This is a genomic window from Ralstonia sp. TCR112 (assembly GCF_007997035.1).
GTDB classification, from domain to species: domain Bacteria; phylum Pseudomonadota; class Gammaproteobacteria; order Burkholderiales; family Burkholderiaceae; genus Ralstonia; species Ralstonia edaphi.
On the sequence record NZ_VOSS01000018.1, the window covers coordinates 1 to 22,414 of the forward strand.

The window sequence follows — 22,414 nt, forward strand, 5'->3', positions numbered from 1 at the left end:
CACACCGGGCGCCGGCTCGATGCAGCCGTCGAGCGTGCCGGCCAGCGCGGCGGGCAGCGGATCGTCCAGGCCGAACAGGTGGCAGCCGCTGGTCGCGCGCGGGTTGCATTCGAGCGGGCTCACGCGGCCGTCGGCCTGCCGGATCCAATCGAACGAGAGCTGCCCCGTGAAGTCGAGCTTGCGCGCGAAGTTGGCAACGAAATGGCGCACCGCGTCGATGCGCGCAGGCGTGAAGTAGAAGCTCGCGCTGGTCGACATGCGCCAGTCGGGCCGATACAGCGCGTGCGCCACGAGCCGGCCGCGATCGACCACGCTGTACGAGCAGAACTCCTGGCCTGTCACCAACGTCTGCACCACCCAGGCGCCGAGGTCGGCCAGCGGCGGCGCATCGTCGGGGATGCCGTTGCGATACAGGCGCACATGCACGCCAAAGCGCGAGAACTCCGGCTTGAGCACGACCGCCCGCCCCGCCGCCCAGGCGCGCGCTTCGTCCAGCGTTCGCACCCGCGCGGAGACCGGCACATCGGCCCCGCAATCCTGCGCCAGTTCAAGGAACGTCCATTTGCTGTGCACCGCGCGCAGCTTGTCGAAGCCTTCGGCCAGCACGCGCACGTGGCTCGGCAAGCGATGCCGATAGCGCGATACGAAGAAGACTTCCTCGCACGTCGGCACCAGCAGATCGATGGAACGCTCGCACACGATGCGCGCGAGGTCGGCCGCAAACTGCGCGGGTGCATGGCGCGGGGATGCAATGCGAAAGGTTGCCGAAACCGCCCTGGAGGCACCGCTGATCTGGCATGGAATGCTGTCGGCAATGCAGACCGTCCACCCCTGATGGGCAAAGCGGCGGGCATGGTCGAGCGCCACGGGCGCGCGGCCACCGAGGATCAGCACATTGGGCATACGGGCGGAGCGTTGAGGTCAGGCAACGTCCGCCGAAGGTGAGAGGCGCGGGGGATGTTGCCGGGGCTCCATTCTAGGCAAAGGAGCACCCGGCCCGGGCGCGTTGAAGAGGGGTGCGGCGCGTCAGGCGTTGCGCAGCTTGAACAGCCCAACCGTGCGCGCCAAACCGTGCGCCTGTTCGTTGAGCATCGACGATGCGGCGGTCGACTGTTCCACCAGCGCGGCGTTCTGCTGCGTGGCCTGGTCCATCTCGGCGACGCTGCGATCGATCTGGCTGATCCCGGTGCTCTGCTCATGCATCGCGCCGTCGATCTCGCCGATGATGCGCGCGACACGCTCGATGCCCTGCACGATTTCCTGCATCGTGGCGCCTGCGGCCTGCACGCGTTGCGCGCCGGTCTTCACGCTGGCCTCCGATGCCTGGATGAGGTCCTTGATTTCGCGGGCGGCCGTGGCGCTGCGTTGCGCCAGCGTGCGCACCTCGCCGGCCACCACGGCAAAGCCGCGGCCGTTCTCGCCGGCGCGGGCGGCTTCCACTGCGGCGTTCAGCGCGAGGATGTTCGTCTGGAACGCAATGCTGTCGATCACGCCGATGATCTCGGTAATGCGCGCCGACGACTTGGCGATCTCGTCCATGGTGCTGACGGCGCTGGAGACCACTTCGCCGCCGCGCATGGCGGCATCGCTTGCATCGCTCGCCAGGCGCGTGGCCTGCACGGCCGCATCGGCGGAGTTCTTCACGCTGGTCGTCAGCTCCGTCAACGCGGCAGAGGTTTCCTGCAGGTTGCTGGCCGAAACCTCGGTGCGGTTGGAGAGATCACGGTTGCCCGCTTCGATCTCGCCGGTGGCGGATTTCATGCTGTCGACGCTGGCGCGCACTTCCAGCAGCACTTCGCCGATCTTGTCGATGAAGGTATTGAACGACGCGCTGATCTGCGCGACTTCATCGTTGCCCACCACGGGCAGACGGTGCGTCAGGTCGCCGCCGCCGGAGCCGATGGTGTCCATCGCATCGCGCACCTGCGACAGGCGCCGGAACGACTGCGACGTGAAGAACGCGGCGATGCCCACGGCGGCCAGCGTCAGCAGCACCATGGCCACGGCCAGCGCCTTGACGACGTTGCGCAAACCGGCTGTAGCTTCAGCCTTGTCCAGCGCAATCACGAGATACCAGTCGGTGCCCTGCACGGCTTGCGCCTTGAGCAGCTTCGGCGCACCGGCCAGCTCAACCTCCAGCGGCGCCGTCGCCTTGGCCAGGTTGCCGAGCGTGTCGGCGGTGAGCGAGGCCGCCACGTCGGTGGCGGGCTTGAGCATCAATTTTGCGTCGGGGTGGGCGATCACCTGGCCATCCTTGGCGACCACGAAGGCGAGGCTCGACGGTGTCGGGTGGACCGCCGCCACCACCTCGCGCACGCCGTCCAGCGGCACGGCGCCGGACAACGCGCCGGTGGTTTCACCGTTCTTGACGAGCGGTGCCGCGAACGAAACGTACGGCACGCCGGTCGACACGTCGCCGTAGGGCTTGGTGACGAGCAGCTGGCCTGCGGCGAGGGCCTGCTTGTACCACGGGCGGACCGTCGGGTCGTAGTCCTTGGGCGTGGTGGCGCTGGTGGAGATGAAGCTCTTGTCGGTCCAGCCGATGGTGATGATGGGGAAGCCGTTGGCGTCGCCCATGTGCTTGCCGAAGCCTTGCGGATCGCCATGCTCGATCACGCCGGCGGTGGCCTTGACGGCCTGCGCCTTCGCCGCGACCCATTTGTCGATGGCGAGCGTGTTGCCGCTGGCAATGGCTGCGAGGTTCTGGTCAATCGATTCCATCGTGTTCGAACGCACGATGGAATAGGTGGCCGCGCCGGACAGCGCGAGGGCGCCGACCACGGTGGCCGATGAGATGAGGAGAATTCGGGTGCGGAGAGAGGAGATCATGTTTCTTCTAGGCCAAACGTTTTCCATGAATCTGACTGCGTACGGTATTTGCCGCAGCGCCCTCCAGAACCGACTGCTGGCTGTCGGGGCCACCCAAGCAGCTACGGCATTGCACAACCGAACTTGAGGCGGCAAAACCCGTCCCCCCGAAAGGATGGCTGCTATAAAAGGAAACGCCTTGCCTGATTGCTCAGGCAATCCACTCCCTTGAAACCGACGCCCATGCACGACGCCGTTCACATCGACCCCGCCACCGGTGAAATCCGGCTTGCCGACATCCGCATCACACCGCAGACAAAAGCCGACGACCTGCCCGCGCGCTTTACCGTCGGGCCCGTGCGATCTGTGAGCGTGGAGGGCAAAGACGTCCCTTGCCAATTCGCGACGGTGGCCGCGCTGGACGACACCACGCCCGTCACCGTCAGCCTGCGGTTTGAAGCCAATGCACTCGTCAGCGTATTCGTCGAGCTGGCGCAGCCGGTTTCGTACGACAACATCGGCGTAGTGGAACAACGCCACCGCCGTTGGATCGCCGGCAGACTGGGCAAGGACCCGGGCGGCCTGACGGACTATCCGTGGGGGAGCGCCGGCGTGGCGCAAGACAAGAGCGGCGGCGTGCATATCTTTCTGCACAACCGCAACAACACCTGGGCGCGCTGAATACGTCGAATAGGTTGTAAGACGCCCCGGCATCGGCCCGAATTGCGGCCCCGGCACCGTTTGCAGTACCGTCGCTGGCATTCCCACGGGAGCCGGGAGCCAGCGCCATGGCCGTGCTGTTCACCATCCTGAAGATTGCCGTCGTGCTGGTGCTGGTGTCGTCACTGGCCGAGGCGATCGTGTTGTCGCTGCGGAACGGCTGGGCCAACTACGATTGGAAGGCCGCCGGCGTGTCGGTGGTCGATTTCCTGGTACGCGAGTACCCACTGCGCTGGCTGCTGCCGCTGGCGTTCTGGACGCAGGGGCTGGAATGGGTCTACCAGCATCGCCTCTGGACGCTGCCGATGGACCACTGGACGGGCTGGGCCGCGTGCTTTCTCGGCCAGGAGTTCTGCTACTACTGGTACCACCGCGCCGCGCACCGCGTGCGCTGGTTCTGGTGCACGCACGCCATCCACCACTCGCCGAACGACCTGAACCTCTCGGCCGCCTACCGCTTCGGCTGGACGGGCCGGTTGACCGGCACGCTCGCCTTCTTTGCGCTGGCGCCGCTGCTGGGCATGCCGCCGCGCATCGTATTGATGCTGCTGTCGCTCAACCTGCTTTACCAGTTCTGGATTCACGCCACGTGGATTCCCCGCCTGGGGCCCCTGGAGTGGGTGCTGAATACGCCGTCGGCGCACCGCGTGCATCACGCGTCCAACCTCGAATACCTGGATGGCAACTACGGCGGCGTGCTGATCGTGTTCGACCGGCTGTTCGGCACCTACATCCCCGAACGCAAAGACGTGCCCTGCCGCTACGGCCTGGTGCACCCGATGCGCACGTACAACCTGCTGGTGATCGAATTCGCGCACTGGCGCGCGCTCTGGCAAGACCTGAAGACCGCCCGCTCGGCCGGCGAAGTGTTTGGCTACCTCTTCCGCCCGCCCGGCTGGCGGCCCGATGGCAACGGTGAAACGACGGAGGATCTGCGTCGCCGCGCCGCGCTCATTTCTGACGAGCCCGCCGTCGCCCCGGCCGTTGCTGCGAACTGAACTACGGTAAGCGCAGCGTCTGCGCCAAGTGGCCATACACCACGGCAATCCGCCGCAAGTGGCGCGATTCCGGATGCGTCAGCAGCCACAGTTCTGACTGATTGGCGTCCTGCAGATCCCGCAGCGACACCAGATCGCTGCGCGCCTGCGCCATCACCAGGGGCAGGATGCCGACGCCCACGCCCATCGCCACCATCTCGGCCGCAATCTGCAGGCTGTTGACGAAGTACGTGGGCATGACTTTGGGGAAATGCCGTTTGCGCCAACTGACCGACGGGTGATCCGGAATGGCGTCGTCAACGGCCACCCACGGCGTGCAGCCCGCTTCGACATCGGCGTAGGTGATGCCGCTCGCGCACGCGGCGTATAGCCCCACGCGAATCGAACCGACGTGCTTGCCCACCAGATGCTGCGGCGGACGACGCGTGGCCCGCACGGCAATGTCGGCATCGCGCCGGGTCAGGCTGGCCAGCTCGTTGCTCACGCGGAGGTCGTAGTTCAGGTTCGGATGCTGTGCCTGCAGCCCCTTCAACGCGGGCGCGACCAGGCCGACGAGGATGGTGTCCGTGGTGGTGATGCGCACGGTGCCCGACACCTGATCCGGCACCGCATGTACCGCCGATCGCGCGGCCTCCAGTGCCGACTCCACCTGCTCGGCCTGTTCCGCCAGCGCGTGCGCCAGGTCGCCCGCCACGTAGCCCGTGCGCGAGCGCGCAAACAGCGTGGCGCCCAGCCCGCGCTCGATGCGCTGCAACGACCGGAACACCGTGGAAGCATCCACGCCAAGCCGTTCGCCGGCCGCCGCCAGCGTGCCGGTGCGCACCATCGCCAGCACGATCTCCAGGTCTGCCGCGCTCAACCGGTATTGCGTTTGTGCAAGCATGATTTGCTGCTCCGCCTATTTCATTGGCACTGGCGCAATCCTACAGTGTCGTCACCGCCGCCGTTGGCGGCTTTCCAACCTGTTCACGAGACGATGACCATGAAGCTCTATTACTCCGCCGGTGCCTGCTCGCTGGCCGTCCATATCGCCCTGCGCGAAGTCGGTGCGCAGTTTGACCTGACCGCTGTCGACCTAGCCAAGCACCTCACCGCTGACGGCACGGATTTCTATACGATCTCGCCGCGCGGTTACGTGCCGCTGCTGGAGCTGGCCGACGGATCGCGCCACACCGAAGGCGCCGCGCTGCTGCAGTACGTGGCCGACCTTGACCCGACACAGGCGTTGATCGGCAAGCCGGGCAGCGCGCACCGCCTGGCCGTGATCGAGTGGCTCACCTTTGTCAGCACGGAGCTGCACAAAGGCTTCGGCCCGCTCTGGTACAAGGACACGCCCGAAGCCACCCGCCAGGGCGCCAAAGACAAGCTGGCCAAGCGCTTTGCCGAACTCGACGCACGCTTCGCCAAACAGCCATACCTGGCCGACACCTACAGCGTGGCTGACGCCTATGCCTTTACGGTGCTGAACTGGACGAACTTTCTGTCGCTGCCGATGGGCGCGTATCCGAATGTGCAGGCGTATATAGCCCGCGTGGCTGCGCGGCCGCACGTGGTTGAAGCGTTGACGGCCGAAGGCTTGATCAAGGCTGACGCAGCCAGCGCCGTCGCCTGATCGGTAGCCGGGGATCGGCAGGTCCTAAACAGAAACGCCGATCCCGCCCCCTACTCCGCCCAACGTTTGCGGAACGTCTTACAACACATCCCCATGTTGTAGATAGGCTCTCTCGGGGCTGCACGCGGTGCTGTCACAGGCGCGTCGCTACAATCCCACGCTTTGCGTCTTCTGCAGTCCGCAGCTCTCCCATGTTCAAGCACGTTGTTTTCGCCTTGGCCGTTGCGGCTGCGGGCATGCCGGTTCTCGCGCGCGCGGAAGTGCACGGCGCTGGGTCGACCGCCGCTGCGCCCGTCTATCGCGTCTGGGCCGCGGGATACGCCGCATCGTCGGGCGTGACGCTGAGCTACGACGCGGTGGGCTCGGGGGAAGGCCTCAAGCGCATCCGCGCAGGCGCCGTGGATTTCGGTGCGTCCGACGTGCCGCTCTCCAGCGCGGAGGCTGCAGGCGGGCCTCGTCTGCGTGCCGTCGGTCGTCACAGGTGCGGTGCCGTTCGTGAACGTGCCGGGGGTGCCGCGCGGTCAGCTCAAATTGACGGGCGAACTGCTGGCGCAGATCTTCCTCGGCAAGGTCGAGAGCTGGGATGCGCCGGAGCTGCGCGCGCTCAACCCTGGCGTAACGCTGCCCAAGCTGAAGATCCATCCCATCGTGCGCGCCGATGTTCGGGTACGACGTATCACTTCACCGATTACCTGAGCGCCGTCAGCGCCGACTGGAAAAGCACGTACGGCACCAAGTCGACGATCAATTGGCCGGCAGGCTTCACCGCCGCAAAGGGCAGCGGCGATGTGGTCAAAGCGGTGCAGGCTACGTCGGGCGCCATCGGTTATGTCGACTACAACTACATCCTCGACAACGACCTGAGCGGCGTGCAGTTGCGCAACGCGGCGGGCCGCTTCGTCGGCGCACAGGTGAGCGGCTTCCGCGAGGCCGTGATGCAAAGCGCGTGGAACCGCAAAGGCGATTTCACGGCGCCGCTCGTCAACCTGCCGGGCGCGGAAACGTGGCCGATCACCATGGGCACCTTCATCGTCGTGCCGGCAGTCAGCGCCTCGGGCCCGCGCACGCTGGCCGCGCTCAAGTTTCTGACGTGGGGTTATTTCCACGGTGACGAGCTGGCCGCGCGCGCGAAGTTCGTGCCGCTGCCCGAGCGCGTGCAGGCGATTGCGTATCGTGAACTGGCGCGCGTGACGGATACATCGGGCGCCGCCATCGGCCTGCAGAGCATGCCCGCGAACTGGGGCAAATGATCTTTGCCGGTGCAGTGTCTGCACGGGCAACAGCACCGTTTTGATGCCGCGCGGGTGGCCCCCTGAAAGCTTTGCAACAAGGCTGGATTGTTCCGACGCGTTTCCTATAGTGGTCACTCGCCGCGCAAGCAGCCCCGCGCGTCAATGCCAGAGCAACGACGGGAAGCAACCATGGGTACCGCCATCGCAAACCAGGACGAGCAGATCCAACAGATCGCACAGGACACCGGCGCACCGGCCGATCTCGTCCGCGAGCAGTACATGCAGACAATGCGCACATTGGCGGCCGACGCCAGCGTGCACGACTATCTCTCGCTGTTTGTCACACGCCGCGTGCTTGCCGCGTTCCGCCCGCGCCGCACGCCGACGCGTTAGCCCTGCCCCGCTTATTCCTCGCTGATCATCCCGACGAATGCATGCGCCGCGCGGCGCATCCATTCACGTGCGCGCTCGGCTTCAAACTGAATGCGCGCAAAGGCGTGCGTCATGCCAGAGGCCTCGATGGTGATGACCTGCGCGCCGTGCTGCACAAGGTAGTCGGCATATTGCAGGCCGTCGTCGCGCAGCACGTCGTGCGCCGCCACGATGACGACGGTGTCGGGCGGCGTATAGGCCGGTGCGCGTGCCATCAGGAAGATGCGGGGGTCCTGCTCGGCGAGCGCTTTGGCGAGGGCTTCGGCACCGATGTATTTCTCCCAGTACCAGCGCATTTCATCGCGCGTGAGGCCAGGGCCTTGTGCAAACGCGTTGTAGCTCTCGCTGCCGAAAGCGGGCGTGGTGACGGGGTACAGCAGGAACTGCGCATTGACGAGGTCAGGACGCATGGCCTGCGCAGCCTGCACCGCGAGATGGCCGCCCGCGCTATCGCCGCCAACCGCCAGGAAGTCCGGATCAAAGCCAAGGTGCACGCGCTGCCCGGCCAGGTACGCCAGTGCGTCGCGTGCATCGTCGGCCGGCACGGGAAATGGATGCTCGGGCGCGAGGCGGTAATCGACACTCACCACGGCGCAGCCCGTGTCTTGCGCCAGCAACGCGGCGAGCATGCGATGTGTTGTGCGCGGCGCGCCGACGACCCATCCCCCACCGTGGAACCACACGAGCAAACGCGGCGTTGCCACACCCTTCGGACGAAAGACGATGGCGTCGAGCGTGCGCCCGGCGAGCGGCAAGCTGAGGTCGGAAACTTCAACGCCGTCGGGATCGGGCCGATCAGATACCGCGGCAACGGCCTCGAAGCGGGCGCGCTGCGCCGCTGCATCTTCAGGCGGCGGCAAGGCGCCGAACTGTTCGGCAAGGCGTTGGTAGAACTGCAGGATTTGCGGATCGACGGCCATGATGTAAGTGGGATGCGATGACCGGCGGAGTGTAGCGCGTCGCGCTGGCTTGAAGCCTTCGATACGTCGGGACGCCGCGCCACCGCGGTTGTCACAGGGCCTTGGGGGCCGAGATTTATTTTTGCTCGGCGATGCCGAGTCGCCAGTGCTCGATCTTTGTGCAGCGGTCTTGCACGGCCGGAATGCCTGCGTTGCGCGCGACGGCCATCGCCTCGTCATTCACGATGCCGAGCTGCACCCAGATGCCGCCCACGCCCAGCGTCACGGCTTCCTGCACGACAGGCAGGACCTGTTCCGAGCGCCGGAAGATATCGACCAGATCGATGCGCTGGCCGGCGGCGGCGAGAGTCGTGGCGGCTTCGGTGAGCGAGGCATAGCAGGGCTCGCCGAGCACGTCTTCGCCGGCGTGCTGCGGGTTGACGGGCACGATGCGATAGCCGGCCTGCTGCAGATAGCGCGCCACGTCATAGCTGGGCCGCGTAGGGCGTGGCGACAGCCCGACCACAGCGATGGTCTTGGCCGACAGCAGCCGGCGCATGGTGTCTTGCTCGTCGACGTAGGAAGGATTGGCGGACATGGTGGCGATACAGATGCAATCAGGTTGTGGGCCGCTTGCATGCGGCACCCAGGTCATCGAAGCGCACGGCGGCCCGGAACGCTCCCGACGAATACGGGCCCACCTCATACGGCCCGTAGTGCACGACGATGCGGTCTCCTTGCAGCGTAAACGGAAACGCAGCGTTACGCAGATCGCGCTCCTTGAGCGCACCGCGCGGCGCCTCGGGCGCACCTTCGCGCTTGAGCGCATCGACGAGTTGCGTGTTGAGACTCTGCAGGCAGGCCAACGTAGGGTTCAGCACATCGGCCAAGGCGATCGGCTGGAAGCCCTGCGCGCCACGTCGCCAGTTCCCGGCGGTGAAGCTGTAGTTGCCGTGTGCGCCGCCGCTGTAGGCCCACACCATCCGCAAGAGGCTCACGGTTTCGCCCAGCCCGACGGCACTGATGCGGATGACGCATTCGGTGTCGTATTGATCGCACTTGCGGACACGCAGCGATTGGACCAGCGCGTCGATGGCGGCATCGCCCGTCACCGGGTAGCGCTCCGTCAGCTTGGCTTGGCCTGAGGCGGACGTGGACTCCTGATAGCGCGCCAAGCGCTTGAGCGTGAAGGGTTGACTACGGCCGCCGTCGCTCCAGGTACCGGTGGCCGTGGCGCCATCGGCCGAGAGCGCACCGGAAAGCGTACCGCCCTCGCGCACGACGGACTGACCGGCCGCATCGAACGCTTCTGCACGCTCGCGCCACACGAAGCGGCGCTCGGGCGCATTGCGGCCTTCGATGGCCCAGAAGGCACGGCCCTGAGGGCGATCATCGTAGGCCTCGCCGGTCAGCGTGTCGGCCACAGGATCCTTGTCTTTGTCCTGCTCTTTGGAAGGGGCGTCGTAGACGTTCACCCAGACATTCCAGCCAGGGCTATCGGCGCCCTTGGCGACCGTGCCCTGCCAGAAGCTGCCAGCGGGACGCTCGTGCTGCTCTTTCGTTTTTGCAAGAGGTGCAATTGGCGCGGAAGCAACAGGTGCCGAGGCGGACGGCGCACTCGCAGGCGCCGCAGGCGGAGCAGAGGCCGCTTCGGCGCCCGCCTGTGCTGTTCCGACCCCGCCAAGTGCCCCCATCAAGGTAACAAAAACGCCCGCCACCACCGACTTCTGCAACACATGGTGCATCGCATGCCTGTGCATGCCTCCCTCCTATCAACCCGATACCCAGACTAGGACACACGCCGCTGGTTCGCCGTTTTCCAAGCCCCCGGCTGCCTAAGCGGCAAACCGATGGGACTGCGCAGGTGCAGCAGGCGTTCCCTGAGCACGTCTCCCAAGCGATTTAAGACTCACACCAAGCGACCTTTACCGCGCTTGCATTCGATTGCAATCCGACACACTTTGTTACGCCTCCGGGCCACCCCGTCGCCCACAATGCCTTCGCACCCCAGCGTTTGTGTCCAATTGTTGTGCGCCATATCGAGCCTCGGACGACCCTTCCTCCGGCTCGATCACGACGACACAGTCCCCGGTGCAAAGTTACCCCCTCCTTTCGAATTGACCCCTCGAAGGGATTTCCCGTCCGCGCGGTGCTCCCCGGCCCGCGCGCTTTTTTTTTGCCTGCGCAATTCGCGCGCCTGCCCGTCCGCTCTCGGCCGCCTGCCGCGAGAAACACGCTCTTACAAAGGCAAGTCGACCCCTCGACGCCTGCCGCGTTAAATGGAGACATCCACGCGGCACAGGCCGCCACAAAAACGAGGGCTCATCATGTCCAGTGCTTCCCGTCGTTCTCCTCTCTCCGGTGTCCGGCTGCCCCATGTGTTGCGCGCGATTGGCGTTGCCGCCGTCTTGCTCGTCTGCGGTACGCAGGCCGCGATGGCCGCTGACCCGGCTTCGCGGGTGGCGCGGCTGTCGGACTTTTCGGGCACGGTAAGCTTCGCGCCTGCGGGCTCCGACGACTGGGCCGGTGCCTCGCTCAATCGCCCGCTCACCACGGGCGACCGCCTGTGGTCCGATCAGGGCAGCCACAGCGAACTCCACGTCGGCTCCACGGCGCTGCGCCTGGGCCAGAACACCGGCGCGACCCTCGTCGACCTGGACGACCGCAATACGCAGGTGAAGCTCACGCAAGGCGCGCTGTCGGTTCGCGTACGCTCGCTGCCGCCCGACCAGACCATCGAGATCGATACGCCCAATCTGGCGTTCACGCCGCAGGCGCCGGGCGAATACCGTCTCGACGTCGCGCCCGACGGCTCCAGCACGACCGTCACCGTGTGGCACGGTCAGGGCACGGCCTACGGCGATGACCGCTCTACTCCGCTGGGCGCGGGGCAGCAAATCCGTTTTGGCGGCACGGACCTCGCCGAAGTGGGCGGCACCGACAACCCGGGCCGCGACGCCTTCGACCGCTGGGCGGAGTCGCGCGACGCCCGCGAAGACGCTTCTGTTTCTGCCCGCTACGTCGGCCGCGAAATGACCGGCTACGAAGCCCTCGACGACAACGGCACATGGCGAGAAGAAGACGGCTACGGGGCCGTGTGGGTACCGCGCGCCGTGCCCGCCGGCTGGGCACCGTATCGCACGGGCCATTGGGCCTGGGTCGCGCCGTGGGGCTGGACGTGGGTCGATGACGCGCCGTGGGGTTTCGCCCCCTTCCACTACGGCCGCTGGGCGTACGTCGGCACGACGTGGTGCTGGGTGCCCGGGCCGGTGGTGCCGCGTCCGGTCTATGCGCCGGCACTCGTCGGTTTCGTCGGTGGCGGGGGCGGCGGCGGTGTGAGCTGGGGGATCAATATCTCGATCGGCTCGCCGGGTGTGGCGTGGTTCCCGCTCGCTCCGGGCGAGGCGTATCGCCCTGTGTATGCGGCCAGCCCGACCTACGTAACGAACATTAACCGCACGGTGGTGGTGAACAACGTCACGGTCAACAAGACCATCATCAACAACAACACCAACGTGACGAACATCCGGAATGTGAATCGGGTGACGTACGTCAACGCCAACAACCCCGCCGCACTGACCGCCGTGCCGGCCAAGACATTCGTCAACGGCCAGCCGGTCGGCCCGGCCATGACGCATCTGCGGCCGGAGCAATTGCGCGCGCAAATGGCGCATGCGCAGTTTGTGTCGACGCCGGCGTTGGCTCCGGTGCGCGCCAGCCTTGTCGGTGCAGCCGCCAACGGCGGGCCGCATCAATTGCCGCCGCCGCAGGCGTTTGCACGCCAGGCGATCGCAGTACGCGCGCCCGCCGCGCCAGCAGGCGGACACGATGCGTTGGCGGAACGCTTCCGCTCTCAAGGCGGCGCACTGCCGGGTGCCGGCCCTGCATGGACGGGCGGCAACGTAGGCGCGCGCGTTGCGCCGGTGCGCGGCCAACCGAACACGGGAATGCCGACCGCACCAGCGGCTGCGCAGGCCGCGGGTCTACGTTTGACTCGCGCCGCGCCCAATGGGCCCGCACATGCTGGAAACGAGCCGGGCCGACCGGCGGAACAGCGTGGCCCGAATGGTCCCCAAGGATTGATGGGCTCCCCGAATCCGCAGAGTACGCAGGCGCCCCATGGTGCCCAGCCGGGCCCCGCGCCGCAGGGTCTGATGGCCCCGGGCGCGATCAATCGCCCACGTCCGCTGCCGGGTGCCGCTGCACCGCAGGAGCGCCCGGGACAACCGCAGAGCGCGCAGGCACCGCAAGGCCCGGCTGGCATGACGACACGTCCGCCGCAGCGTGAAGGCGCCCCGGGCACACCGCGAGACGAGCATCGCGCCTTCGAGCCGCGCCCGCAGCTGCCGCAGGCCGGCACGCAAACACCACATCCCCAGCCGCAGCGCGGGGGACAGGAGCCGAATCGCTTCAATGGCAACCCGCCGCCGGCCATGCAGGAACGCCCGCACAATGAACCGCCGCAGATGCGCACACGCCCCGAGCCGGAACAGCACCGGCCGGAGCCGCACATGGAAGCGCCGCGTCCCGCACCGCAACCGCACGTCGAGATGCGCGCGCCGCAACCTCAGCCACGACCGCCTGAAGCGCGTCCACCGCAACCTCAACCACAGGCCCAACCGCCGCGGCAAGAACACCATGAAGCCCAACCGCATCCACAGGCCCATCGCGGTGAAGAGAAGCGCGAAGGTGAGCACCGTTAGGCAGTTAGCGCGCGAATCCGCAGTCGAAAAAAAAGCAGCCCTTCGGGGCTGCTTTTCTGTCTGCGCCGACCGATGACACCGGCCGGTACACACTTGCCTTAGCGCTTGCGACGCAGGCGCGCGATCGCTGCAAGCTGCGCAGCGGCCACGGCCAGTTCACTCTGCGCACGAGCCAGATCCAGATCGCTGCTTTGATTCTGCAGCGCCTCTTCGGCCGCACGCTTGGCTTCGTTCGCCTTCGCTTCGTCCAGGTCGTGACCGCGAATTGCGGTATCGGCCAGCACGGTCACCTTCTTCGGCTGCACTTCGAGAATGCCACCGGCAACGAACACGAACTCTTCGCCGCCATCTTCCTTCTCGATGCGCACGGCGCCCGGCTTGATGCGCGTGATCAGCGGCGTGTGGCCGGGCAGAATGCCCAGCTCGCCGGCTTCGCCGGGCAGTGCCACGAACTTTGCATTGCCGGAGAAGATCTCGTGCTCAGCGCTGACGACGTCTACATGAATGGTTGCCATCTCGATTCCTTTGCTCAGAAAAGCGGCTTCCTGAAGGGGCTTCAGGAAGCCAGTACTGGCGCCGGCTTACGCACGGTGCCAGACGTTGCTCTTACTGGAGCTTCTTGGCCTTCTCGAAGGCTTCGTCGATCGAGCCGACCATGTAGAACGCCTGTTCCGGCAGGTGATCGCACTCGCCGTCCACCAGCATCTTGAAGCCGCGGATGGTTTCCTTCAGCGGCACGTACTTGCCCGGCGAACCCGTGAACACTTCTGCAACGTGGAACGGCTGCGACAGGAAACGCTGGATCTTACGGGCGCGGCCCACAGCCAGCTTGTCTTCCGGCGACAGTTCGTCCATGCCCAGAATCGCGATGATGTCGCGCAGTTCCTTGTAGCGCTGCAGCGTCTTCTTCACGCGGTCGGCGACTTCGTAGTGCTCCTGGCCGACCACTTGCGGGTCGAGCTGGCGCGACGTCGAGTCGAGCGGATCCACGGCGGGGTAGATACCCAGTGCAGCGATGTCACGCGACAGCACGACGGTCGAGTCCAGGTGCAGGAAGGTCGTTGCCGGCGACGGGTCGGTCAAGTCATCGGCAGGCACGTACACGGCCTGGATCGACGTGATCGAGCCGGTCTTGGTCGACGTGATACGTTCCTGCAGCTTGCCCATTTCTTCAGCCAGCGTCGGCTGATAGCCCACGGCGGAAGGCATACGGCCCAGCAGTGCCGACACTTCGGTACCGGCGAGCGTGTAGCGGTAGATGTTGTCGACGAAGAACAGGATGTCACGGCCTTCGTCACGGAAGCGCTCGGCCATCGTCAGGCCGGTCAGCGCCACGCGCAGACGGTTGCCCGGCGGCTCGTTCATCTGGCCGAACACCATGGCCACCTTGTCGAGCACGTTGGAGTCCTTCATTTCGTGGTAGAAGTCGTTGCCCTCACGGGTACGCTCGCCCACGCCAGCAAACACCGACAAGCCCGAGTGCTGCTTGGCGATGTTGTTGATCAGCTCCATCATGTTCACGGTCTTGCCGACGCCGGCGCCACCGAACAGACCCACCTTACCGCCCTTGGCGAACGGGCAGACCAGGTCGATCACCTTGATGCCGGTTTCCAGCAGGTCCACCGACGGCGACAGTTCGTCGAACTTCGGAGCCTTCTGGTGAATGGCGCGCTTCTCGTCGGACGCGATCGGACCAGCTTCGTCGATCGGGCGACCCAGCACGTCCATGATGCGGCCCAGCGTGCCGTGACCGACCGGCACCGAGATCGGCGCACCGGTAGTCGCCACGCGCATGCCGCGACGCAGACCGTCGGACGAACCCAGCGCAATGGTACGCACCACGCCGTCGCCCAGCTGTTGTTGCACTTCGAAGGTCAGGCCCTTCTCGGCGAACGAAGCGTCGTTGCTGTCGTCCAGCACCAGCGCGTCGTAGACCTTCGGCATCGCGTCGCGCGGGAACTGAATGTCCACCACGGCGCCGATGCACTGCACGATATTTCCGTTTGCGATACTCATTTGTATCTCCAATAACTTGATTCTTTGCCGTGGCTATCAGACTGCAGCTGCGCCGCTGACGATCTCGGACAGTTCCTTCGTGATCGCTGCCTGACGGGTCTTGTTGTAGACCAGTTGCAGTTCGCCGATCACGTTCTTCGCGTTGTCCGAAGCCGCCTTCATTGCCACCATCCGGGCCGATTGCTCGGAGGCCATGTTCTCGGCCACCGCCTGGTACACCAGCGCCTCGACGTAGCGGATCAGCAGCTCGTCGACCACCGTTTGCGCGTCCGGCTCGTAGATGTAGTCCCACGAGTAGGCCTGCTTCTCGGCGTCGGTCTGCGCGAGCTTGTCGGCGGTCAGCGGCAGCAGCTGCTCGACCACCGGCTCCTGCTTCATCGTGTTGATGAAGCGGGTGTACGCCAGGTACACGGCATCGATCTGACCAGCGTTGAACGCGTCCAGCTGCACCTTGATCGCGCCGATCAGCTTTTCCAGATGCGGCGTGTCGCCCAGATGCACGACGTTCGAGACGACCTTGGCACCGACGCGGCCCAGGAACTGCATGCCCTTGGTGCCGATGGCGGTGGTTTGCGTCTCGACGCCCTTGTTCTGCAGATCGCGCAGTTGGGTGGTGACGGCACGCAGCACGTTGGTGTTCAAGCCACCGCACAGGCCCTTGTCCGTCGTCACCACGATCAGGCCGGCACGCTTGATGTCGCGCGCCACCATGAACGGGTGCTTGTACTCCGGATTGGCCAGTGCCATGTGCGCAGCCACGTTGCGGATCTTCTCGGCGTACGGGCGGGCAGCACGCATCCGTTCCTGCGCCTTGCGCATCTTGGATGCGGCGACCATTTCCATCGCCTTGGTGATCTTGCGCGTGTTTTGCACGCTCTTGATCTTGGTGCGGATTTCTTTTGTTCCGGCCATTTCTTCCTCTCCGTTCAAACCTGGTCACGCAGGCTACGCGTGACCAGTTTCGGGAATGACGCGGTTAGAACGCGGCGGACTTCTTGAAATCCTCGATCGCGGCACGCAGGGCGGCCTCATCTTCCTTCGACAGATCCTTCGTATCTTCGATGCGGTTGATGAGATCGGCGTACTTCGTCTTCAGCGTGTCGTGCAGGCCCTTTTCGAAAGCCAGGATGTCCTTCACGTCCACGTTGTCGAGGAAGCCGTTGTTGGCTGCGTACAGCGACGCGGCCAGCTGCCACACTTGCAGCGGCTGGTATTGCGGCTGCTTGAGCAGTTCGGTCACGCGGCGGCCGCGCTCGAGCTGCTTGCGGGTCGCTTCGTCCAGGTCGGAAGCAAACTGCGCGAACGCAGCCAGTTCACGATACTGAGCCAAGTCGGTACGGATACCGCCCGACAGCTTCTTGATGACCTTGGTCTGAGCAGCACCACCCACACGCGACACCGAAATACCGGCGTTGATTGCGGGACGCACACCGGCGTTGAACAGGTCGGTTTCCAGGAAGATCTGGCCGTCGGTAATCGAGATCACGTTGGTCGGCACGAACGCGGACACGTCGCCGGCCTGCGTTTCGATCACTGGCAGTGCGGTCAGCGAACCGGTCTTGCCCTTGACTTCACCGTTGGTGATCTTCTCGATGTGCTCGGCGTTCACACGCGCAGCACGCTCCAGCAGACGCGAGTGCAGGTAGAACACGTCGCCGGGGTAAGCCTCGCGGCCAGGCGGACGACGCAGCAGCAGCGAAACCTGACGGTACGCCCAAGCTTGCTTGGTCAGATCGTCATACACGATCAGGGCGTCTTCGCCGCGGTCGCGGAAGTATTCGCCCATCGTGCAGCCGGCGTAGGCCGACAGGTACTGCATGGCAGCGGAGTCCGAAGCGGCAGCAGCCACCACGATCGTGTATTCCAGTGCGCCGTGCTCTTCGAGCTTGCGCACCACGTTGGCGATCGTCGAAGCCTTCTGGCCGATTGCCACGTACACGCAGAAGATGCCCTTGCCCTTCTGGTTGATGATGGCGTCGACTGCAACAGCGGTCTTGCCGGTCTGGCGGTCGCCAATGATCAGCTCACGCTGGCCACGGCCGATCGGCACCATTGCGTCGATCGACTTCAGGCCGGTCTGCACCGGCTGGCTCACCGATTGACGTGCGATCACGCCCGGAGCGACCTTTTCGATCACGTCCGTCTTCTTGGCGTTGATCGGGCCCTTGCCGTCGATCGGCTGGCCCAGTGCGTTGACCACGCGGCCCAGCAGTTCCGGGCCAACCGGCACTTCCAGAATGCGACCCGTGCACTTGACTTCGTCGCCTTCGGAAATGTGCTCGTACTCACCCAGCACCACAGCGCCGACGGAGTCGCGCTCGAGGTTCAGCGCGAGGCCGAACGTGTTGCCCGGGAATTCCAGCATTTCGCCTTGCATCACGCCCGACAGGCCATGAATGCGGCAGATACCGTCCGTCACGGAGATGACCGTGCCGGTGTTCTTTGCGTCAGCGCCAGCCTTCAAGCCCTCGATACGGGTCTTGATCAGGTCGCTGATCTCGGAGGGGTTCAGTTGCATCGAATGCTCCTAATTCTTCAATCTGTCTGCGGGCGCGATATCGTCGATTGCATCGGCGCCTCGCGAAACAGCATTACGCGGCGGTCAGCGCAGATTGCATCTGCGTCAGGCGCGCGCGCACCGAGGTGTCGAGCACTTCGTCGCCAATCTGCACACGCACGCCGCCGATCAGCGAAGGATCGACGCTCACATGAGCCTGCAGCTTCTTGCCGAACTTGCGTTCGAGCGTGGCGACCAGTTCGGTCAGGGGCGCGCCCTCAAGCGGGAACGCACTGGTGATCTCGACGTCGGCGGCGCCTTCGCTGGCATTCCGCAGCACATGGAATTGCGCGGCAATTTCCGGTAGCAGCGACAGGCGCTTGTTGGCCACCAGCAGGCCAACCAGTTCCTTCGCCTCATGCGAAACCGGAGATTTCAGCGCCGACAGGAAGATCCCCGCCACATCGGCTTTGGAGAGCTTCGGATCATCGGCGATTGCCTTCATGTCAGGCACGGCGGCGATTTGCCCCATTTCCGACACGAGCTCAGACCATGCACCCAGATTGCCGGCCTTCGCCACGCGGAACAGCGCCTCTGCGTACGGACGGGCAACGGTTGCGAGTTCTGCCATGATTACAGCTCAGCCTTGAGTTGATTGAGCAGATCGGCGTGGACCTGCGCATTGACTTCACGCTTGAGGATCTGCTCGGCACCCTTGACGGCCAGCGTGGCAACCTGGTCGCGCAGCGATTCACGCGCGCGCACGGTTTGCTGCTCGGCTTCGGCCTTGGCTTGCGCGATGATGCGCGCGGCTTCGGCTTGGGCGTTTTGCTTGATCTCTTCGGCGCTCATCTGGGCGCGCTTTTCAGCGTCCGCGATGCGTTGCGCGCCTTCATTGCGCGCTTCGGTCAGTGCCTGCTCGACCCGCTTGTTGGCCAGCTCCAGCTCAGCCTTGCCCTTATCGGCAGCGGCCAGGCCATCGGCGATTTTCTTCGCGCGTTCGTCGAGCGCCTTCACCAGGGGCGGCCAAATGAATTTGGCAACAACCCACCACAGGATGAAGAACACGACCATCTGCGCGACGAGTGTGGCGTTCAGGTTCATGGTGTGTTCCTTTCGGTATTGAGACTACGGATCAATGCACGAAGCGGCGAGGGTCACGCGCAGCGTTCACCCAGGCCGCCTCCGGCATCATGCAGACCGAAAAGAATTACTTGATGACCGACAGCAGCGGGTTGGCGAACGCGAACAGCATGGCCACACCAACACCGATCAGGAATGCCGCGTCGATCAGGCCAGCCAGCAGGAACATCTTCGTTTGCAGCGGGTTCATCAGTTCAGGCTGACGTGCGCAGGCTTCGATGTACTTGCCGCCCATCAGTGCGATGCCGAGGCAGGCGCCGATAGCACCCAGGCCGATGATGATGCCGATACCGATGGCGGTCAGACCTTGGATGTTGGCGAGAAATGCTTGCATGATGACTCCCTTTTACGTGAAAGACTAAGAACTTGAGAACTTGGAAAAATCAAACGGAACCGGAGAACCTGAACCGCAACTACTTAGTGGTGCTCATGTGCCTGGCCGATGTACACCAGCGTCAGCATCATGAAGATGAAGGCTTGCAGCAGCACGATCAGGATGTGGAAGATCGCCCACACTGCGCCAGCCACCACGTGACCCACGAAACCCAGCGCCGACGTGTCGGCACCGAACGTCCAGACCGAGCCAAGCAGCGCGATCAGCAGGAACACCAGTTCGCCCGCGTACATGTTGCCGAACAACCGCATGCCCAGCGACACAGCCTTGGCGAGGAATTCAATGATGTTGAGGATCAGGTTGAACGGCGCGAGATACCACTTGGCGCCGAACGGTGCCGACAGCAACTCGTGCGCAAAGCCGCCCGCACCCTTGATCTTGAAGCTGTAATAGAGCATCAGGATCAGCACGGCGAACGACATGCCGAACGTGCCGTTCAGGTCAGCCGTGGCCACCGCGCGGTGGTGCGGCACGTGCACACCGAAGGTACCGAGGAGGTGGTTGACGCCGGTCACCCAGTCCACCGGGATCAGGTCGACCGCATTCATCAGCGTGACCCATACGAAGACCATCAGCGCCAGCGGAGCGATCCAGGAACGATCGCCGTGGATGATGCCCTTGGCTTGGTCGTCGACCATCTCGACGACGAGTTCAACGAACGCCTGGAAGCGGCCCGGAACGCCGGCGGTAACGCGGCGTGCGGCAATGCCGAGGACGATGATGCCGATCACGCCCATCAACACGGACCAGAACATCGTGTCCCAGTTGATGACGGAGAAGTCGACCACGGAGGCCTGCTTGCCGCCGATGCTATTGAAATTCTGCAAATGCTCCGCGATATACGCGGAAGGCGTGAGAGCGTGCTCGGCGGCGTGGCCGGCGGCTTCTGCGACTTCAGTTGCCATGATGATTCAGTCCAATATTGCGAAACATTCTTCGTGACCCGTTCCGACTCGCGCCCGATACAACCAGGTTTCCCCCGGAGATCGCGGACTGCACGCTGCTGAAACGCGCCACCTTATTCTTGCGGAGTGTCAGCGCAATGAACCGGGGCTTCTCCTGCCTCAGGTTCCTGCCGCCTGCCAACACACCCTGTGTGCCCGCCATGTCGCGGTGGGCGGGAGCCGATTCAACGCACTATCGCAGCGCGAGACCGACCCAATACATCTTGAGCGCCAGGATCAGGGTGATCAGCAAGGGCGGCCAATGCAGGCCCTTGAAGACGACCACCACGATCACCAGCAACGCGACCGTGCCGAGCACCTTGATCGCTTCACCCACCACGAGGCGGGCGATGGATTCGAACCCCTTGGCCGTCGACAGCCGCATCGCGAACCATGCCGAAGGCACCACGCACACGCCGCCGCCCAGCAGGGCAGACAGCGCAGCCTTGCCGGCTGACGCAGCGCCCGTGCCCGCGAACCAACTGCCGACATACCACCCGAGCGCACACAGCAGTGTGATGGCCACCTGGCCGAGCACGATGGAAAAGGGCGTGATACGCGAGGCCTGCAGAGCCTGCTCGCCGAACAGAGCAACCGCTTCGTCATGTGACAGCACATGCACCGGGGGCTCCGCCTTCTCCTCATCGTCCCAATTGTCGTGCTTCGGATCCTGCGCCGATTCGGGTCGGGCGGCCTTCAACGAAGCGTAAGAATCGGGCCGTTGCCGGTCGGCTGGCTGCATGGAAGAATGCGCTTTCATCATGCCGCACCGCTTTGGGTCAGGCGGATTTAAAACCGCACGATTTTACGGGACATGGCGTTCGCCAGTCAACGCGCAAGCGAATGCTCGTGCGGGCGCCTTCGACAGCACTCCGCGTGGCCGCGTTCCGTACGGCGCGCGCAATGCTGTGCTGCTGCCGGGGCGCCGAATCCGCCTGAAGGAGCGGCGCCCCGTTGATTCCATGATGGTGTTGGCGGAATGCCGCGTCGATGACGCGCGAGGTAATTGCACCAATTCCGTGCCGGGATGGTGCCCGCAAATGGCGCAATGACGACGCCTACGGCGCGTGCGTCAAACTGTCGCAGCGATTCTCAGGCAGCCTCTTCAGCGCCGTCAGGACGCAGGCGAGCCAGCAGGCCGTCGAACTCGTCGAGACTGCTGAACTGCACGGTCAACTGCCCACGGCCTTTTGCCGCCAGCTTGATCTGCACACCCAGCCCCAGTTGGTCGGCCAACTCCTCTTCCAGCCGCGCGACGTCGCGGCCGCCCTGGTGACCGCCCTTTTGCTTGAGCGATTTCAGCTCGAACGGCTTGAGCGTCGATGCCACCAGCTTTTCCGTCTCACGCACGGACAGGCGCTTGTTGACGATCTGGTTCGCCAATGTGATCTGGGTAGCACCATCGACGGCGAGCAGCGCGCGGGCGTGGCCCATGTCGAGGTCGCCGGCCATCAGCATGGTCTGCACGGGCTGGGCGAGATTCAACAGGCGCAGCAGGTTCGAGACCGCGCTGCGCGAACGCCCGACCGATTCCGCCGCCTGCTCGTGCGTGAACTGGAATTCACGCACCAGGCGCGCGATGCCCTGCGCTTCTTCTAGCGGGTTGAGATCTTCGCGCTGGATGTTTTCGATCAGCGCCATGGCGGCGGCCGATTCATCCGGCACGTCCTTCACGAGGACGGGCACTTCGGTCAGGCCGGCGAGGCGCGATGCGCGGAAGCGGCGCTCGCCCGCGATGATTTCGTACTTCGGTTTCGCGCCGTCGGATTCGACCTTGCGCACGAGAATCGGCTGCATCAGGCCTTGGGCGCGGATGCTCGCCGCAAGCTCCTGTAGCGCGCCTTCGTCCATGCGCGTGCGCGGCTGATATTTGCCGGGCTGCATCTGCTCCAGCTTGAGGACCGTCGGCGCGCCCTCCTGCTTGGCGGCTTCGACAATCTCGGCCGGGCTGCCGAGCAGCGCTTCGAGGCCGCGGCCCAGTCCCTTTTTCTTCATCGTGCTCATGTTGTTCCTCTT

General features: G+C 64.9%; 21 protein-coding genes and 1 pseudogene. 6 read left to right on the plus strand and 16 right to left on the minus strand.

Annotation, left to right across the window (positions count from 1 at the left end; genetic code table 11):
* Together FUT88_RS26095 and FUT88_RS06405 are read right to left on the minus strand one after the other, a co-directional pair.
* On the minus strand, positions 1-903 hold a 903-nt coding region (locus tag FUT88_RS26095), incomplete at its 3' end, for an ATP-grasp domain-containing protein (protein ID WP_186829250.1).
* A 123-nt stretch (positions 904-1,026) separates the two neighbouring features.
* The gene (locus FUT88_RS06405) at positions 1,027-2,829 is read right to left on the minus strand and encodes a methyl-accepting chemotaxis protein (RefSeq protein ID WP_147214286.1); all 1,803 of its coding nucleotides are present in this window, start codon (positions 2,827-2,829) and stop codon (positions 1,027-1,029) included.
* Between the two features lie 222 nt (positions 2,830-3,051).
* Between FUT88_RS06405 and FUT88_RS06410 the strand changes: the two genes are divergently transcribed.
* Both FUT88_RS06410 and FUT88_RS06415 read left to right on the plus strand, forming a co-directional pair.
* Positions 3,052-3,489 carry a hypothetical protein gene (locus tag FUT88_RS06410; RefSeq protein WP_147214287.1) on the plus strand — a complete coding sequence of 146 codons (438 nt, stop codon included), beginning with the start codon at positions 3,052-3,054 and terminating at the stop codon, positions 3,487-3,489.
* Between the two features lie 107 nt (positions 3,490-3,596).
* Complete coding sequence (locus FUT88_RS06415; RefSeq protein WP_147214288.1) at positions 3,597-4,526, plus strand: sterol desaturase family protein; 930 nt, start codon at positions 3,597-3,599, stop codon at positions 4,524-4,526.
* Position 4,527: 1 nt separating this feature from the next.
* Here FUT88_RS06415 and FUT88_RS06420 read toward each other — a convergent pair whose 3' ends face one another.
* Entirely contained in the window at positions 4,528-5,409 is an 882-nt protein-coding gene (locus FUT88_RS06420) for a LysR family transcriptional regulator (protein ID WP_147214289.1), read from the minus strand.
* A gap of 99 nt (positions 5,410-5,508) precedes the next feature.
* Between FUT88_RS06420 and gstA the strand changes: the two genes are divergently transcribed.
* The 3 genes and pseudogenes from gstA to FUT88_RS06435 all read left to right on the plus strand — a co-directional run bounded on the left by gstA (position 5,509) and on the right by FUT88_RS06435 (position 7,763).
* Positions 5,509-6,138: a glutathione transferase GstA gene (gstA, locus tag FUT88_RS06425; protein ID WP_147214350.1), complete on the plus strand. Its 630-nt coding sequence runs from the start codon at positions 5,509-5,511 to the stop codon at positions 6,136-6,138.
* 191 nt (positions 6,139-6,329) lie between these two features.
* Positions 6,330-7,388, plus strand: a pseudogene (gene pstS, locus FUT88_RS06430) (phosphate ABC transporter substrate-binding protein PstS).
* 171 nt (positions 7,389-7,559) lie between these two features.
* On the plus strand, positions 7,560-7,763 hold the full coding sequence (locus FUT88_RS06435) for a DUF3562 domain-containing protein (protein WP_147214290.1): 204 nt from the start codon (positions 7,560-7,562) through the stop codon (positions 7,761-7,763).
* 11 nt (positions 7,764-7,774) lie between these two features.
* Here FUT88_RS06435 and FUT88_RS06440 read toward each other — a convergent pair whose 3' ends face one another.
* From FUT88_RS06440 to FUT88_RS06450, 3 genes are all read right to left on the minus strand, one after another.
* A complete protein-coding gene (locus FUT88_RS06440; RefSeq protein ID WP_147214291.1) occupies positions 7,775-8,722 on the minus strand; it encodes an alpha/beta hydrolase in 948 nt (315 codons plus the stop codon).
* Positions 8,723-8,837: 115 nt separating this feature from the next.
* Complete coding sequence (locus FUT88_RS06445) at positions 8,838-9,299, minus strand: CoA-binding protein (protein WP_147214292.1); 462 nt, start codon at positions 9,297-9,299, stop codon at positions 8,838-8,840.
* A 19-nt stretch (positions 9,300-9,318) separates the two neighbouring features.
* Positions 9,319-10,461, minus strand: coding sequence for an RsiV family protein (locus FUT88_RS06450; protein ID WP_147214293.1), 1,143 nt, complete (start codon positions 10,459-10,461; stop codon positions 9,319-9,321).
* Between the two features lie 567 nt (positions 10,462-11,028).
* Here FUT88_RS06450 and FUT88_RS06455 point away from each other — a divergent pair.
* Positions 11,029-13,404 carry a DUF6600 domain-containing protein gene (locus FUT88_RS06455; RefSeq protein ID WP_147214294.1) on the plus strand — a complete coding sequence of 792 codons (2,376 nt, stop codon included), beginning with the start codon at positions 11,029-11,031 and terminating at the stop codon, positions 13,402-13,404.
* Between the two features lie 98 nt (positions 13,405-13,502).
* Here the strand turns inward: FUT88_RS06455 and FUT88_RS06460 are convergent, their stop codons facing one another.
* The 10 genes from FUT88_RS06460 to FUT88_RS06505 all read right to left on the minus strand — a co-directional run bounded on the left by FUT88_RS06460 (position 13,503) and on the right by FUT88_RS06505 (position 22,402).
* Positions 13,503-13,919: a F0F1 ATP synthase subunit epsilon gene (locus tag FUT88_RS06460; protein ID WP_027678849.1), complete on the minus strand. Its 417-nt coding sequence runs from the start codon at positions 13,917-13,919 to the stop codon at positions 13,503-13,505.
* 91 nt (positions 13,920-14,010) lie between these two features.
* Entirely contained in the window at positions 14,011-15,414 is a 1,404-nt protein-coding gene (gene atpD / locus FUT88_RS06465; protein WP_037028786.1) for a F0F1 ATP synthase subunit beta, read from the minus strand.
* 42 nt (positions 15,415-15,456) lie between these two features.
* Positions 15,457-16,332, minus strand: coding sequence for a F0F1 ATP synthase subunit gamma (gene atpG, locus FUT88_RS06470; protein ID WP_027678848.1), 876 nt, complete (start codon positions 16,330-16,332; stop codon positions 15,457-15,459).
* 64 nt (positions 16,333-16,396) lie between these two features.
* A complete protein-coding gene (atpA, locus tag FUT88_RS06475) occupies positions 16,397-17,938 on the minus strand; it encodes a F0F1 ATP synthase subunit alpha (RefSeq protein WP_045205304.1) in 1,542 nt (513 codons plus the stop codon).
* 73 nt (positions 17,939-18,011) lie between these two features.
* Positions 18,012-18,548, minus strand: a complete 537-nt coding sequence (locus FUT88_RS06480; RefSeq protein ID WP_027678847.1) for a F0F1 ATP synthase subunit delta — start codon at positions 18,546-18,548, stop codon at positions 18,012-18,014.
* Between the two features lie 2 nt (positions 18,549-18,550).
* On the minus strand, positions 18,551-19,021 hold the full coding sequence (locus FUT88_RS06485) for a F0F1 ATP synthase subunit B (RefSeq protein WP_009239554.1): 471 nt from the start codon (positions 19,019-19,021) through the stop codon (positions 18,551-18,553).
* Between the two features lie 106 nt (positions 19,022-19,127).
* Complete coding sequence (atpE, locus tag FUT88_RS06490) at positions 19,128-19,394, minus strand: F0F1 ATP synthase subunit C (RefSeq protein WP_003262709.1); 267 nt, start codon at positions 19,392-19,394, stop codon at positions 19,128-19,130.
* Positions 19,395-19,477: 83 nt separating this feature from the next.
* Positions 19,478-20,359, minus strand: a complete 882-nt coding sequence (gene atpB / locus FUT88_RS06495) for a F0F1 ATP synthase subunit A (RefSeq protein ID WP_147214295.1) — start codon at positions 20,357-20,359, stop codon at positions 19,478-19,480.
* 232 nt (positions 20,360-20,591) lie between these two features.
* On the minus strand, positions 20,592-21,098 hold the full coding sequence (locus FUT88_RS06500) for an ATP synthase subunit I (RefSeq protein ID WP_410003870.1): 507 nt from the start codon (positions 21,096-21,098) through the stop codon (positions 20,592-20,594).
* 392 nt (positions 21,099-21,490) lie between these two features.
* Positions 21,491-22,402, minus strand: coding sequence for a ParB/RepB/Spo0J family partition protein (locus tag FUT88_RS06505; RefSeq protein ID WP_147214297.1), 912 nt, complete (start codon positions 22,400-22,402; stop codon positions 21,491-21,493).
* Between the last annotated feature and the right edge of the window lie 12 nt (positions 22,403-22,414).

Excerpts from the sequence above, each read along its gene's own strand:
- FUT88_RS06460 (WP_027678849.1), bottom strand. The coding sequence starts at position 13,919 with ATGGCAACCATTCATGTAGACGTCGTCAGCGCTGAGCACGAGATCTTC.
- FUT88_RS06440 (WP_147214291.1), bottom strand. The coding sequence starts at position 8,722 with ATGGCCGTCGATCCGCAAATCCTGCAGTTCTACCAACGCCTTGCCGAA.
- FUT88_RS06485 (WP_009239554.1), bottom strand. The coding sequence starts at position 19,021 with ATGAACCTGAACGCCACACTCGTCGCGCAGATGGTCGTGTTCTTCATC.
- FUT88_RS06420 (WP_147214289.1), bottom strand. The coding sequence starts at position 5,409 with ATGCTTGCACAAACGCAATACCGGTTGAGCGCGGCAGACCTGGAGATC.
- FUT88_RS06405 (WP_147214286.1), bottom strand. The coding sequence starts at position 2,829 with ATGATCTCCTCTCTCCGCACCCGAATTCTCCTCATCTCATCGGCCACC.
- FUT88_RS06445 (WP_147214292.1), bottom strand. The coding sequence starts at position 9,299 with ATGTCCGCCAATCCTTCCTACGTCGACGAGCAAGACACCATGCGCCGG.
- FUT88_RS06480 (WP_027678847.1), bottom strand. The coding sequence starts at position 18,548 with ATGGCAGAACTCGCAACCGTTGCCCGTCCGTACGCAGAGGCGCTGTTC.
- atpG (WP_027678848.1), bottom strand. The coding sequence starts at position 16,332 with ATGGCCGGAACAAAAGAAATCCGCACCAAGATCAAGAGCGTGCAAAAC.
- atpA (WP_045205304.1), bottom strand. The coding sequence starts at position 17,938 with ATGCAACTGAACCCCTCCGAGATCAGCGACCTGATCAAGACCCGTATC.
- gstA (WP_147214350.1), top strand. The coding sequence starts at position 5,509 with ATGAAGCTCTATTACTCCGCCGGTGCCTGCTCGCTGGCCGTCCATATC.
- FUT88_RS06455 (WP_147214294.1), top strand. The coding sequence starts at position 11,029 with ATGTCCAGTGCTTCCCGTCGTTCTCCTCTCTCCGGTGTCCGGCTGCCC.
- FUT88_RS06410 (WP_147214287.1), top strand. The coding sequence starts at position 3,052 with ATGCACGACGCCGTTCACATCGACCCCGCCACCGGTGAAATCCGGCTT.
- atpB (WP_147214295.1), bottom strand. The coding sequence starts at position 20,359 with ATGGCAACTGAAGTCGCAGAAGCCGCCGGCCACGCCGCCGAGCACGCT.
- FUT88_RS06505 (WP_147214297.1), bottom strand. The coding sequence starts at position 22,402 with ATGAGCACGATGAAGAAAAAGGGACTGGGCCGCGGCCTCGAAGCGCTG.
- FUT88_RS06450 (WP_147214293.1), bottom strand. The coding sequence starts at position 10,461 with ATGCACAGGCATGCGATGCACCATGTGTTGCAGAAGTCGGTGGTGGCG.
- FUT88_RS06435 (WP_147214290.1), top strand. The coding sequence starts at position 7,560 with ATGGGTACCGCCATCGCAAACCAGGACGAGCAGATCCAACAGATCGCA.
- atpE (WP_003262709.1), bottom strand. The coding sequence starts at position 19,394 with ATGCAAGCATTTCTCGCCAACATCCAAGGTCTGACCGCCATCGGTATC.
- FUT88_RS06415 (WP_147214288.1), top strand. The coding sequence starts at position 3,597 with ATGGCCGTGCTGTTCACCATCCTGAAGATTGCCGTCGTGCTGGTGCTG.